The sequence below is a fragment of the Veillonella sp. genome (assembly GCF_041333735.1).
GTDB lineage: Bacteria > Bacillota > Negativicutes > Veillonellales > Veillonellaceae > Veillonella.
Genome location: NZ_JBGKFB010000001.1, coordinates 1,518,758 through 1,532,623, shown reverse-complemented (window position 1 = coordinate 1,532,623; position 13,866 = coordinate 1,518,758). Strand labels below are relative to the sequence as shown.

Sequence of the window (13,866 nt, the reverse complement as noted above, 5' to 3'; positions counted from 1 at the left end):
TTACGCCTCCTCTTTCCCTAAGTATGCTTCAATTACAGCCTCATTATTTTGAATTTCTTGAGGTGTACCTTCAGCAATCTTTTTACCAAAGTTGAACACTACCAAACGATCACAAATATTCATCATTAATTCCATGGCATGTTCAATAACTACAACAGTAATACCAAGGTCGCGAATTTTACCAATCAATTGGCGTAACGCTTCTGTTTCACTATCATTCATACCTGCTGCTGGTTCATCTAGCAAAATTAATTGAGGATGTGTAGCCAAGGCACGAGCAATTTCAAGGCGACGTTGCTTACCATATGGCAATGATGTAGCTACCTCTTCAGCATCTTCTTCAAGACCTACAAGTTTTAAAAACTCATAAGCAATACCACGACAACGTTCTTCTTCAATACGTTGGCGTTTTGTCTTTAAGAAACTAGACAAGAATCCAGACCCAGTACGACAATGCATGCCGGTTAATACAGTTTCAAGAGCTGTCATATTGCCGAAGAGACGAATATTTTGGAATGTACGGGCAATCCCCATTTCTACCGTTCTATGAGGCTTGATGCCTACAACAGACATACCATCAAATACGATTTCGCCAGAACTTACAGGGAATACACCAGTAATCAAGTTAAATAATGTAGTTTTACCAGCACCATTTGGCCCAATAACACCAAATACTTCACCTTGTTTTACACCAAAGGATATACCTGTGAGAGCTGCAACGCCACCAAAGCTTTTACTTACGTCATTTAATTCTAATAGCATTCAGTTCCCTCCTATCCTTGTTTTTCTTCTTGTTTACGTTTATACGCTTCAAAACGTTCTGTTAATACTTGTGATTCAGGAATATATGGAGCTTTCTTAAAGCCTAATTTACGACTAATTTTGTCTACCATAGATTCTGTTAAAATACCATCTGGACGAACTGCCATCAAGATGACTAGTAATGCACCATAGATGATGTCCCGATAATCGGATAAGAAGCGTAATACTTCTGGCAATAATGTAAGAATGAAGGAGCCTAATACGGAACCCCATACTACATTAGAACCACCAAATACTGGGAATAATAAGATTTGTACTACCTTATGGTAGCTAAAGTCTGTAGGATTAATAAAGTTTGTAATATGAGCATACAAACCACCGCCAATACCGGCGATGAAAGCACCAATGATAAAGGCCATCATCTTGTAGTATACAACGTTAATCCCCATTAATTCTGCTGCATGATCATCAGCCTTAATCGCTGCAAAGGCACGGCCCACACGACTATTATTAATACGCACACAGAAGGCAATAATCACTACTAAGATTGCCAAAAGAATAATAATAGCCATTAGGTTGCCCCATGCAACAGCATCGATGCCCATTAAACCATCGATATCAAGTTCATAGGCTAAATTTGTTAATTCTTGAGGAATAGATGGAATACCAGAAAGGCCTAACGCACCATTAGTAATATCCAAATTCAAGAAAATAACACGCACAACTTCGCCAAAACCAAGAGTAGCAATGGCAAGATATAAACCGCGAAGACGTGTTGTTGGTAAGCCGATAATAACGGCTACAAGGCTAGCAACTAGGCCACCAACAATGATGCCTACAACGATAGGCAAATCAGCTTTCAAAGAAAGGATAGCGCCTACATATGCACCAACGCTCATAAAGCCAGCAGCCCCTAAAGAAAGCTGACCACTTGCAAGGGTAAAGTAAATAGAGATACCCATGATGGCATTGATGATGAAGAACATTACGATCTGTAGATAATACGGGTTTAATAAATCCATTACGGTCTACCCCCTTTATCTTTAGAACCAAACAAGCCTTGTGGACGCCAGAATAATAATAGGATGATGAGACCAAAGGCCACAGCATCACGGAATGTAGAGGCCCCATACGCAACAGAGAAGATTTCTGCTACGCCTAAAATGAAACCACCAACCATGGCGCCTGTAATATTACCAAGACCACCTAAGATAAGTACGGCAAGGCCTTTAAATCCAATAATAACACCCATAGTAGGCTCAATAGCATTGAAGGACAAGCCTACCAATACACCTGCAGCTGCACCCAAGGCAGATGCAATCATAACAGTAACAGATATAATCATTGTTGGATTAATGCCCAAGAGAGCCGCTGTTTCTGTGCTCATAGATACGGCACGAATAGCCTTACCAATTTTAGTTTTCTTAATAACTATATTAAGAATTAGCATTAAAATAACAGAAACACCTAAACCAATAATTTGTACCATGGAAATTTTGAAAGCTCCAAAGTCGATTAGACCACCAATATAGTCTGGTGGGAAAGATCTTGTTTGAGGGCCCCAAAGCAATAATGCCAAACTTTCAAGAAAAATAGAAACACCAATGGTACTAATAAGTGGTGCCAAGTGAGACACCTTTTTCTTACGTAGTGGACGAAGCGCCACAAATTCTAAAAGATAACCGAGGATAGCACCGACAGCCATAGCTACGATAAGGGCTACAAAAATGTTAACGTTAAAAACAGTTACCATAAAAAGACCAACGAAGGCACCTATCATAAAGATGCCTCCGTGTGCCATGTTGATGATATTTAAAACGCCAAACACAAGTGTTAAGCCAATAGCGAGTACAGCATATAAGCTACCGAGGGTTAACCCGTTAACTAATTGTTGTAAAAACACTATACTACCTCAACTTTTTATTTTTTTAATGCGTCAAATTGACCGTTTTTAATTTGTAAAACTTGAACTTCCATGGAAGGGTCACGTTTTTCGTTGAACTTGAATTGACCAGTTACACCAACGAAGTCAGCAATATTTTTCAAAGCATCGCGGAATTTTTCACGATCTGTAGTAGAACCTGCTTTTTTCAAAGCTGCTTCATAGAGGTATACAGCATCATAAGCTTGAGCTGCGAATTGGTCTGGTTCTTTACCGTATTTATCTTTGTAAGCTTTACGGAAGTCTTTTACCTTTTGATCGTCTTTGTTAGGGAACCAAGGTGTACCTACGATAACACCATCAGCTGCAGCGCCTGCAATTTTAATGAATTCAGGGCTGTTGAAACCATTAGAACCAATTACAGGTTGATTCATACCCATTTCACGCATTTTTTTCATGATTAATGCGCCTTCTTGGTAAAGAGAAGCAACTACGATAACATCAGGTTTTGCTTGTTGAATCTTAGTTAATTGTGCAGAGAAGTCAGTATCTTTATCTGCAAATGTTTCAGTATCAACAATTTGTACACCTTCAGCTTCCAATGCTTTACGAGCTGTATTATTTACAGATACCATTTGGTCATTGTTGTTGGAGTACATAATAGCTGCAGTTTTGAAGCCTAAAGTTTTATGTGCTTCTTTAATTGCAGTATCTACTGCCAAGGATTCTGGTACAGCGTTACGGAAAATGTAATCGCCGATATCTGTAATACCTTCAGCAGTTGTAGATGTGCCAAGAGCTACGATTTTGCTTTTATTTGCTACAGGACCTGCTGCCATCATTTCGCCAGATAACATTGGGCCAATAACAGCTACAACTTTATCTTTAGAAATTACTTTATTCATTGCATTGATAGCTTCGTTTTTATCACCTTTAGTATCTTCTACTAACAAGTTGATTTTCACAGCATTTGCATCAGCGTTGATTTCGCTTACTGCCAATTCTGCACCAGCTTTAATGGATTCACCATATGCCGCTGCACCACCAGTTGTTGTTGTTAACAATGCAATTTTAGCCTCATTGCTATTTGCATTACCTGCATCTTTATTACTGCCACAACCAGCAGCAACTGCCATTACACCAGCAAGACCAAAAATGGCTGCTTTTTTTAACATGGATTTATTCATGCTACACCCTTCCTTTGAAACATAAAACTTTAAATCTATATCTATATTATTAGAGTTTTCAATTTTTTGTCAATTAAAATAACTCTATAATAATATATACTATTATAAGTTATTCAGATAATCGTTCCCATTTCTCATACAATGCATCTAACTCACTTTGTGTAGATTCAATTTGTATGGAAATTTTGGACATTTCATCTAAATCTTGCTGTACTACAGGATTAGCCAATTGCACTTCATACATCTTCATGGTTGCTTCTAAACGAGCAATTTCAGATTCTACCTCAGCTAATTGTTTTTCCACCATATATGCATTCGGTTTCTTCTGAGGTTCCTCTGTCGGTTCTGATGTTGAAAGTACTGGTTCAATAACTGAAATAACTTTATTTTCAACTTTATCACTCTCTGAGTTCTGTTCATTAGCTAATGCTAATAAATCTTCTTGTTCTTTCAGCTTTTCTTTATAGTACGAGTAATTACCGAGATATTCAGTAATTTTTCCATCATCTAAAACAATGGTTTTTGTAGAAACTTGATCTAAGAAATATCTGTCATGGGAAATAATAAAACATGTACCTTCAAATTGTTGCAAGGCTTGTTCCACAATTTCGCGCGTTGGAATATCTAAATGGTTCGTCGGTTCGTCTAAGATAAGAAAATTATCACCTTGAAGGAATAATTTTAATAATGCTAAACGAGCTCTCTCACCACCAGATAAGTCACCTACAAGCTTAAATACATCATCCCCTTTAAATAGGAATGAACCTAATACATTACGGGCCTTCTCTTCAGTGTAGTTAAAGTGATTCATAACCTCTTCTACTACCTGCCAAGAATCATGTAATTCCTCATGCTCTTGTGAGAAGTATCCCACTTGTACGCGGTTGCCGATATCTACGTGACCATTCTCAGGGAATAATTCACCTACTATAGTTTTTACGAGTGTCGATTTACCAGCCCCGTTAGGTCCAATAAGGGCTACTGATTCTCCGCGTCGCACTACGAGTGATATATCATCAATGATAGGATCTTCATCATATCCTACTGATAAATGATCTAGAACAAGAACCTTATCGGCACTCATCGCAGCAGGGGGAAAAGAAAATTGTAAATGATGTGAAGTTACCGGTGCATCAAGTCGTTCTAAACGATTCAATTGAGACTGACGACCACGAGCCATTTTAGATTTAATACCTGCCCGGTATTTATCTATATAAGCCTCTGTCTTTTTGATGTACTCCTGTTGTTTCTCATAGGCTACCATATCCGCTTTCAACCGTTCATCTCGTTGTTGAATATAACGACTGTAATTACCACGATAAGTTGTAGCCTTATGGTTATCCAATTCTACAACGCCAGTGACAATACGGTCTAAGAAATAACGGTCATGGCTGACAATGAGAATCCCACCACGATAGGCAGACAAATACCCTTCAAGCCACTCTAACATGTCCATATCTAAATGGTTAGTTGGTTCGTCTAAAAATAAAAAGTCTGGACGCCGTACCAATGCTTTAGCTAAATTAATTCGAGTCTTTTGACCACCAGAAAAAGCGCTTGCTGGTTTATCTAAATCCTCATCAGTAAAGCCAAGACCATAAATGATGCGCTTAGTCTTTTGCTCGTAATCATAGCCACCTAGCCATTCTAAACGATTTTGCAAATAATCCAATCGCTGCAGATCCGATTCACTAGCTTCTTCAGACTCCAAACGCGTGGTAAGTTCTTTTAGTTGCTCCTCTAATACATGAACATCGGCCCAAGCTTTTTCAATTTCTGTAGCTAAACTATCATCTCCTAGATTTACATCTTGTTGTAAGTAACCAATACTGGCTACAGGAGACTTAACTACATTGCCTTCATCTAATTCTTCATAGCCTAATATGCATTTTAACAAGGTGGATTTCCCAGCCCCATTAGGTCCTACCAAGGCTAGTCGCTCACCTTCTTTTATCTCAAAAGACACATTGGAAAATACTTGGCGCACCCCAAATGATTTTCCAAGGCCTATCATTCGAATGCGTTCCATTCATAACCTCCTAATCATTACCCTTTATTATACCACAATTGCCCGAACTAATATTAGCATCTCTATAGAATCTTTTGTTTTTCTACTATGTCGGAATAATTTACCTAGTAAAGGAATATCTCCTAAAATAGGTACTTTTTGAATTTGATGTTGATCGCGATTATCCATAAGTCCACCTATAACGAGTACCTCTCCAGGTTGTAACCGCACCCGTGTATGTGCTTGCCGCGTACTAATTTTATAAGCTTTCATTTCGGATACCATGATAGGTGTACTTACTTCAGCGTGAATTTTTGCATCTACACCGCCATCCCCAGTAATAATAGGCGTGTAGTTTAACTTAATCCCCACCTCTTCATAACGTGTAGAACGCTTACGTTCGCCATTCACTTCGGACTCTTCTATAACAGGGATACGTTCACCGATCAAGATATGTGCTGTTTCACCATTTAAGGCCATAATAGATGGCTTAGCAATTAGCGCGGCTTTACCGGAACTTTCCATAAGACTCAACTCGGGTTTCACAAAAAATTTATAGGCTTCACCACCGGGTGTTTTACCAAAGGTAACGGCCCCGTAAGAATTAGTTTTATCTTCACCATGTCCTGTCAAGCTAAGCCACGACCACCGAATGCCTTGCTCCTTTGCATAAGATTGTTCCATAGCAATGACTGTCGCTTCTAATTGTACTTGCTTAGGCTCCTTATCTATAGCTTTAACCAGTGTTTCTACACGCCGTTTCTCTCCACTGGTCAAATGCATAATCACTTCATTTTGTTCTGAAAGTACCGCCATTTTATCATGTTTCACAACAGTGCCCATTATATTTTTTAAAGACTCTGCTGGCAAATGCTCCGGTGTTATAACATATAATTCTCTATTTTCAAGTGCTTTGTCATCTGGCTCAATAAGAATCGTATTATATTGTTTTGAAACGGAAAAATGATATAGCCTTCCTAATTCTTTTATAAGATCCTCTGGTGTTTCACCTTGCACAGTAGCCGTAATGTTACCTGTTAAAGATTCTACACCCATAACAGATATACGATAACTCCGACAAATCCCTAATACTGTTTCTTTTAGAGAAGCATTACGAACGGATATCGTAATTGATTCTTTTGATTTTCTCAGCTCGCCCTTTTCATTAATTACGTTATCCTTTTCTATGTCATTATTATTATTTGATTTACCATTACTAATTTCTCTATCTAGTGAGTCCCTATCGCTTTCTAGATTAGTAGTTACTGCTGGCCCTGTATTACTCGCTAATACTATAGAAGATTCCCCTAATGATGCATATAGAAACATAACCACTATTATAATTATTTTTAGTAGTATGCTAGCTTTGAATAATTTTTTTCTTACTATGGTCACTCTACTATGTAAGCAATCCTTGCCTAATTGATTCTTAACCACCGTGATGAACCTCCTTCAACGATTTCTACACCACTTGTACTTATATTAGAGACAGTAACGCCATGCCAAACCGTCCCAACAGTAACCATTTGCTCCTCTGTACCTTTTCGTAAAATAGCAATAATCTCATCGCCCTCAACAATACCAACAAGTTCAACAGACTGTTCCACGGTCGAAGAATTTAACCTACTATGAGACTTCGAATTAATCTGATTATTAGTTAAATCATCGCTACTATTACTAATGGTGTTGCCCCCTATATGTTTATTCTTACGCTGTGTTCTCCTGTTTTTATACCTATCAGTCTGTCCTTTATATGTATCCCTACCTGAGTACTTACTATTATTAAACCTTTTCATATCATTAATGCTATCAGCCACTTCATCTGCATCCTTAGTATCTTCAGGTCTACCATGTACATCATCATCTGGTAAATCTCTAAAAACCTCTCGCCAAGGATGCCCACGTTCCACGTTGCTCACATCATATAACAAACGGCCTTCACTTTTAGTTTTTAGATTGTCATCTTTTCTCGTTTCTATAGCATCACTATTATTGTGTTTCTGTCTATTATGTGATATTCCTTCTGATGATTCTTTTAATCTTAATCGGGTCTGATTATTTTCCCCACTATTAACATACTCAGGTTGTACATGAACACGTTCTTCTTCATGAGGATATAAAACACCAACGATTAATACGCCAACCACAATCACAAGAAAAACAGAAATAATAATTTTATAGTGACTAATAATAAAATACTGTTTATCAATCCATAATTTGATGCGTTGTATATAATCTTGTAAGTTCATATTCCACCTCCTGCTGACATATTCTAGGAGGTCCTTTTAAATTCCTACAAAAAAATGACTCTACCAGTCACCTAGGTGACTAATAGAGTCATTCATTATATTGACAAATCAAAAGAATTTGTTCTTGTTTTATTTACTGTTATAACCATCAGGATGAGATGTATGCCATTTCCAAGCATCTTTGATAACATCAGCTACATTACTGAATTTAGGATCCCAACCAAGTAATTCTTTAATTTTTTCAGAGGACGCAATCAATGTACCTGGGTCACCAGCACGACGATCACCATATTGAACAGGAATATCGATACCAGTAACCTCTTTAGCAGTTTCAATAATCTCTTTAACGGAGAAGCCATTGCCACTGCCAAGATTAAACACTTGAGATTCACCACCGTTACGCAAATAATCCATTGCTAACACATGAGCTGTAGCCAAATCATTAACATGAATATAATCGCGTACACATGTGCCATCAGCTGTATTATAATCAGTACCAAAAACAGTTATGTGCTCTCTTTTACCACGAGCTATATCCATATTGTAGAACTGTACCCCTTCAGGAATAAATTCTACATGTCCGCGCGAAAGATTATCTACAATGATAGGTGTATAGCCTGCTTATTGAAAAGCACATACTGTGTGACTTCCAATATAACCAGCCCCACCTGTTACTAAAATATTCATAGTTCCCCCTTATGAATTCTCTCCATCCTTTACGTGAGCCAATTTTGGACCGATGAGACGTTTATAAACTTCAACACCTGGTTGATCAAAAGCATCTACACCTGCAAAAATAGATTCAAAGTAAACAGCCCAACAATGCATAAACATTATTTCCCCTAAATGGAATGCATTTAATGTTGGTACAGTTATCGTCATATTAAAACGATTGTCACTAGATAAAGCCTCTCTATTAGCATCTAATGCAATATTAAGAATATCACAAATACCTATATTACCAAGTGCTTGCAATCGTTCATATTGACTATGTGTATTAGGCACTACAAGATTATGTTGCCACTCTTTAACCTTAATAAATTGAACGACCTTATTAAGGCGACCTTCTTGATGCTCTTGTACTTGAGCATGCATATCCATAGTTCCTACTGCCGCAACTGGTGTACGACCATAAGGTAAGCATGTATTACTCATCTTACCTAACGATTCGGACAGTAGTTGTACATACCAATCAGATAAGGAATGAAGGGCTTCCCCATAAGGCATAAATACCTCAATAATACGACCATAACGTTCGGACGCAATATATTTTAGCAATGCACTTAATAAAGCAGGATTTTTGAAAATATCCTCTTCTTGGCATGCAGCATCCATTGAAGCAGCACCAGCCAAGAAACCTTCAATATCAAACCCCACAAGAGCGGCTGTAACAAAGCCAACCTCTGTAAACACAGAGAAACGGCCACCTACACCATAGGGAATACTATAGGTTTTCCAATGATTTTCTAGTGCCATAGAACGTAGAACTGTAGGATGAGCATCATCAGACATATCGGTAACAGCTATTACTTCATAATTTATATTCCGATCTTGCAATGCTTTTTCCAAAATCATGAAATTAGCCATTGGTTCAATGGTAGAGCCAGACTTAGAGGTAATAACGAGCATCACCTTATAGTCGGGACCCTTTTTCTGAGCTTGGTACTCTAAGGTACGAATAAGGCCTGATAAATAATCACCATCTACGTTAAATCCAGCAAAATACATCCGTGGATATCCATTCCGTTCTTCCGTACTAAGATTATTCCAAAATGCACCGCATTGAACATCAAAAATAACCTTACTCCCCAAATAAGAACCACCAATACCTACAGATACAACTGTATCAATATTATGGCGAGCATAGTCCCGCAATTCATAAAAACGTTTTAACATTGTAGGTGTATTAATACCAGCTGCAGAAATATAAGGAAGTTGGTAAAACAATACCGGTTCAGGCAAGCCATCCTTGGAAAGATGGCCTTCTTCAAAGCCTGTAGAACGTAAAATATTGGTGTGACGCCAAACATTTTGTATAGCACGCTCAAAGTTTTTTACGTCTCGTTCTTGTATGCAACTTTCATTATATATGTTAGCGTAATCTAACTCGAACCCCGATTGTAATCGCAACATCAAATATCTCCTTCACTGACATTTTATGTACAATATTTTATTCATTATACCATAAAACAATGAATAAAATATTAGTTTATGCAATCAATTCACCCACAAACCATAACCAAACCCCACTGCATAAACAGACCATAACAATGCAATAGGGATAGCTAGTTTAAACTTGAGCTTTAAAGTCTTATGACGCCAAATAACCATGCCCAATAGCGCACCAAGGCCGCCAAAGGCAAATGCTAAAAATAATAGTGTGAACTCTGAAATCCGATTATACCCCTTAATAGCACATAGCTTATCATATCCATACATACTAAATACAATTAGATTCCATACCCCTACAGTAACCCAGAATTGTGTATCACTCATGTCCCCAAACCTTATATACCTTACTTATGATGAGCTTTAAAATATTCTAATGTTTTTTGTAAGCCCTCATCTAATGTTGTGGAAGCTACAAATCCAAAATCACGTTCTGCCTTTGCATTACTTAAACGTGAATGTTTGATATCCCCTATGCGTTCGTCTTCATAATGAACCATAAAATCAGCACCACTAATAGATCTAAATCGCGTAATCAACTCATTAACAGATGTTCCCGTATTGGTAGACACGTTATAAATACCTGTACAGCTAGTATTGCTCATAGCCTTAATATTAGCTTCTACCACATCTTCTACATAAATGAAGTCTCTTGTTTGTTCCCCATCACCATATACGGTTAAAGGCTTACCTTCAACGATTAAACGATTGAAAATACTAATAACGCCACCTTCGCCACCATCACCTTGACGTGGACCATATACATTGGCATATCTAAAACATACAGTATTTAACCCGAAAGCTTCACGATAGATACGTAAATACCCTTCTGCAGTAAGCTTAGTCAAACCATAGAAGGATGATGGCATACCACTTAGTTCTTCTGTCAATGGCAATACTGCTAAGTCCCCATACACAGCAGCCGAAGAAGGCATTAAGAATTGTTCAACTTTCACCTTACGACAGGCATCAAGTACATTAATAAGCCCTAACAAATTAACATCACAGTCATAACTTGGATTCTCCATAGAGGATTGAACCATAGTTTGGGCAGCCTCATGAAATACAATAGAGGGCTTAAACTCTTCAAAGACAGATAATAATTTTGGATCTCGTACATCCATCTCAATAAATTGAGCAGAATCATGTACAAAAGAACGCATACCTGTAGATAGATTATCTATAACGAGCACATTGTGCCCCAATTCAATTAATCGATCAACGAGATGGGAACCAATAAAACCGGCCCCACCAGTAACACATATATTCATAACACCCTCCTTTCTGAGAAAGTTAAATTCCCGCGCCTTGTTTGGCTAGTACATCAGCCATTTCATTATATGTATCGCCCGTATGTGCAGCGACCTTGTGAAAGTGTATGCGCACACGGTCTTTTATTGAGTCATAAAAAGCAGCATAATGTTGAGTGAGTGCATTATTGCGTTTCCATCGTTTGGTAGCCCACATTTCAATCCCCATATAATCATAATATAGGGAACATTCTGGAATACCATGGTCAACAGCATATTTCATAACATACATAGCAGCTAGTAGCTCACCAGCTACATTCCAAAATGATGTATATCGTTCATCATTAGAAGGAAATGAAAAAGTCTCCTTAGACCCATTCAAGAAGATAACACCACCAGCGCCAACTGTATTGGTACCTTTATTATAACTACCATCAATATAAGCAATGACATGGTTGGACTTAGTAAAATCTGGTTTCACCACATTTGGAGATACCTTATTTTGAACGTTAGAACTAAAGCCTGTAGGTCTAGAATTCATAGATTTAGACTTAACCTCTTGTGACGATTTAGGTTCGCTCCGTTTAGCACTCATAAAATCACTCAAAGATAATCCTGAATCATCTACAAAGGCACGTGCTTCTGCTTCTGTAGGGAAAGATTTGTAGATAGCACCACCAAAACCTTTTACCTGTTTCTCACAATCTGCCCATGTAGTATAAACTCCTGGCACACGTCCTTGACGAACTGCATAAAACTTCTTTGCCATACGTACCTCTTAATGATCCATTGTAAGTGCTACAAATTCAGCCTTTACAACAGAGGCCAAATCCTTTGGACTTACCTTCATCTGCATCCCTCGTAGACCAGCGCTTACATATACAAACTCTTGAGGCTCCATTGTAGCATCAAAATAGGTAGGAAATGATTTTTTCATCCCCACTGGAGAACATCCGCCCCGTAAATATCCGGTAATACCTAGTAAGTCCTTAACATGAACCAGTTCTACGGACTTATTATGACTGACACGAGCTGCTTGTTTCATATCTAACTCTTCAGCCACTGGAATACAGAATACTACAAACCCTGTTTTATCGCCCTTACCAACAAGTGTTTTAAAGACTTGTTTTTCATCGAGTCCTAAAGCTTCTACTACATGAAGGCCTGCAGCACGCTCTTCAGACCATTCATATTCGCTAATACTATAAGGTATCTTATGAGTATCTAAAATACGTAATGCATTTGTTTTTTTATGTTTCTCTTTACCCACTATAACCTCCATATACTAGCATAACAAATAAATTTAATCGTACCATAATATATTTCTATCTATAAATATATTTTTTCATTACTATTTATTTACGATTTTATTAATATTTTTTAATTCAATGCGCAAGGTTCCATCATCATTTGTTTTTATCTCAATGAACTCGCGATTTTTCATATACTCTACAGGAAAAGAAATTTCAATGCCTGTATCGGTTTTAATCTTGTGATGTTCTCCAACCTTCGTAGCAAACTCACGGTTTACAGGTAGAGGCCTCATCATATCCGCATCGGCTAATTCTTTCTTAGCCGCCTCTTGTTGAACAGGGTTTGATTTAAATACCTCTTCTACAATTCGAACAGGATCTACTGTGTCAGATACTTCTGCATTTTTAGCAATCATAGACTTTGCAGTCGTTAATTCAACGACCCCATCCGACTCATGAGCTTGAGCCACCTTGTCTACGATAGCTTTTACCTTTTTCACCGTATCTCTAGAAGATTGGTTAGTGCCTAATTGCAATACCTTATCTGCTAAGATATAGGATACTTCACCATCAAATTCACCTTTCGGTTCAAAAATTCGAACGCTAAAATCATTCAAATTAATTGATGCAAAGGCGCGTAACTTCTGTGATGGCATAGGCAGCACAGCCTTATGGGAAACAAGTTCTGTGGATAAGCTGCCATCGTCTTCACTAAATAGTTGATGAGTAAAAGCATCATGAGCTTGGCACAAAAGAATACAGATATAAGATGCGTCCGTAACAGCTTCACAAATAATCGTATCAATAACAACGGAGTCCGTCGCTTGCTTCATATAGGTAAACAAGCTTTCACCTAAATTCTTAGATAAATCTATAAACTTGAGGTCTCCATTTTTATAATCAACTAGTTGTTTACCAAATGGACTTGCATCATGCAAGGTACCTGTTCTAGCACCGGGATCTTTGAATGCCTTAACTACATGATTAGCAATATAATCATGAATGGCTTGATCACCAACCTTTAATTCATGTTCAGAGTATACGGCTAAAGAGGATGTAAAATCGAAAATCTCTAGCGCCGCTTTATTAATCTGCATGATGCCTCC

At 37.8% G+C, this 13,866-nt stretch carries 13 protein-coding genes and 1 pseudogene; all 14 read right to left on the bottom strand.

Annotated features, from left to right (window positions below; all coding sequences use genetic code 11):
- The 14 genes and pseudogenes from ACDF53_RS07010 to ACDF53_RS06945 all read right to left on the bottom strand — a co-directional run bounded on the left by ACDF53_RS07010 (position 1) and on the right by ACDF53_RS06945 (position 13,857).
- Complete coding sequence (locus ACDF53_RS07010; RefSeq protein WP_060924776.1) at positions 1-762, bottom strand: ABC transporter ATP-binding protein; 762 nt, start codon at positions 760-762, stop codon at positions 1-3.
- Between the two features lie 11 nt (positions 763-773).
- Positions 774-1,784 carry a branched-chain amino acid ABC transporter permease gene (locus ACDF53_RS07005; RefSeq protein WP_370815840.1) on the bottom strand — a complete coding sequence of 337 codons (1,011 nt, stop codon included), beginning with the start codon at positions 1,782-1,784 and terminating at the stop codon, positions 774-776.
- Positions 1,784-2,665, bottom strand: a complete 882-nt coding sequence (locus ACDF53_RS07000) for a branched-chain amino acid ABC transporter permease (RefSeq protein ID WP_308694098.1) — start codon at positions 2,663-2,665, stop codon at positions 1,784-1,786. The genes ACDF53_RS07005 and ACDF53_RS07000 overlap by 1 nt, the downstream gene beginning before the upstream one ends.
- A gap of 17 nt (positions 2,666-2,682) precedes the next feature.
- Positions 2,683-3,831, bottom strand: coding sequence for an ABC transporter substrate-binding protein (locus tag ACDF53_RS06995; protein ID WP_060924779.1), 1,149 nt, complete (start codon positions 3,829-3,831; stop codon positions 2,683-2,685).
- Between the two features lie 109 nt (positions 3,832-3,940).
- Positions 3,941-5,860 carry an ABC-F family ATP-binding cassette domain-containing protein gene (locus ACDF53_RS06990; RefSeq protein WP_370815839.1) on the bottom strand — a complete coding sequence of 640 codons (1,920 nt, stop codon included), beginning with the start codon at positions 5,858-5,860 and terminating at the stop codon, positions 3,941-3,943.
- Between the two features lie 27 nt (positions 5,861-5,887).
- Positions 5,888-7,168, bottom strand: coding sequence for a type II secretion system protein GspD (locus ACDF53_RS06985; protein ID WP_105089538.1), 1,281 nt, complete (start codon positions 7,166-7,168; stop codon positions 5,888-5,890).
- A gap of 89 nt (positions 7,169-7,257) precedes the next feature.
- On the bottom strand, positions 7,258-8,088 hold the full coding sequence (locus tag ACDF53_RS06980; RefSeq protein WP_370815838.1) for a hypothetical protein: 831 nt from the start codon (positions 8,086-8,088) through the stop codon (positions 7,258-7,260).
- Between the two features lie 129 nt (positions 8,089-8,217).
- A pseudogene (locus ACDF53_RS06975) lies at positions 8,218-8,775 on the bottom strand (NAD-dependent epimerase/dehydratase family protein).
- Between the two features lie 9 nt (positions 8,776-8,784).
- Complete coding sequence (locus ACDF53_RS06970) at positions 8,785-10,221, bottom strand: glucose-6-phosphate isomerase (RefSeq protein ID WP_370815837.1); 1,437 nt, start codon at positions 10,219-10,221, stop codon at positions 8,785-8,787.
- 84 nt (positions 10,222-10,305) lie between these two features.
- On the bottom strand, positions 10,306-10,584 hold the full coding sequence (locus tag ACDF53_RS06965; RefSeq protein WP_105088997.1) for a DUF1294 domain-containing protein: 279 nt from the start codon (positions 10,582-10,584) through the stop codon (positions 10,306-10,308).
- A gap of 20 nt (positions 10,585-10,604) precedes the next feature.
- Complete coding sequence (locus tag ACDF53_RS06960; RefSeq protein ID WP_370815836.1) at positions 10,605-11,528, bottom strand: NAD-dependent epimerase/dehydratase family protein; 924 nt, start codon at positions 11,526-11,528, stop codon at positions 10,605-10,607.
- A gap of 22 nt (positions 11,529-11,550) precedes the next feature.
- Complete coding sequence (locus tag ACDF53_RS06955; RefSeq protein WP_370815835.1) at positions 11,551-12,276, bottom strand: viroplasmin family protein; 726 nt, start codon at positions 12,274-12,276, stop codon at positions 11,551-11,553.
- A gap of 9 nt (positions 12,277-12,285) precedes the next feature.
- Entirely contained in the window at positions 12,286-12,777 is a 492-nt protein-coding gene (gene ybaK / locus ACDF53_RS06950) for a Cys-tRNA(Pro) deacylase (RefSeq protein ID WP_370815834.1), read from the bottom strand.
- 81 nt (positions 12,778-12,858) lie between these two features.
- Positions 12,859-13,857, bottom strand: a complete 999-nt coding sequence (locus ACDF53_RS06945; RefSeq protein WP_370815833.1) for a nucleoid-associated protein — start codon at positions 13,855-13,857, stop codon at positions 12,859-12,861.
- Positions 13,858-13,866 lie beyond the last annotated feature (9 nt).

Bases quoted from the DNA above. Each gene is read 5' to 3' on its own strand.
- ACDF53_RS07010 (WP_060924776.1), bottom strand. From the start codon at position 762: ATGCTATTAGAATTAAATGACGTAAGTAAAAGCTTTGGTGGCGTTGCA.
- ACDF53_RS07005 (WP_370815840.1), bottom strand. From the start codon at position 1,784: ATGGATTTATTAAACCCGTATTATCTACAGATCGTAATGTTCTTCATC.
- ACDF53_RS06995 (WP_060924779.1), bottom strand. From the start codon at position 3,831: ATGAATAAATCCATGTTAAAAAAAGCAGCCATTTTTGGTCTTGCTGGT.
- ACDF53_RS06990 (WP_370815839.1), bottom strand. From the start codon at position 5,860: ATGGAACGCATTCGAATGATAGGCCTTGGAAAATCATTTGGGGTGCGC.
- ACDF53_RS06985 (WP_105089538.1), bottom strand. From the start codon at position 7,168: ATGTTTCTATATGCATCATTAGGGGAATCTTCTATAGTATTAGCGAGT.
- ACDF53_RS06980 (WP_370815838.1), bottom strand. From the start codon at position 8,088: ATGAACTTACAAGATTATATACAACGCATCAAATTATGGATTGATAAA.
- ACDF53_RS06970 (WP_370815837.1), bottom strand. From the start codon at position 10,221: ATGTTGCGATTACAATCGGGGTTCGAGTTAGATTACGCTAACATATAT.
- ACDF53_RS06965 (WP_105088997.1), bottom strand. From the start codon at position 10,584: ATGAGTGATACACAATTCTGGGTTACTGTAGGGGTATGGAATCTAATT.
- ACDF53_RS06960 (WP_370815836.1), bottom strand. From the start codon at position 11,528: ATGAATATATGTGTTACTGGTGGGGCCGGTTTTATTGGTTCCCATCTC.
- ACDF53_RS06955 (WP_370815835.1), bottom strand. From the start codon at position 12,276: ATGGCAAAGAAGTTTTATGCAGTTCGTCAAGGACGTGTGCCAGGAGTT.
- ACDF53_RS06945 (WP_370815833.1), bottom strand. From the start codon at position 13,857: ATGCAGATTAATAAAGCGGCGCTAGAGATTTTCGATTTTACATCCTCT.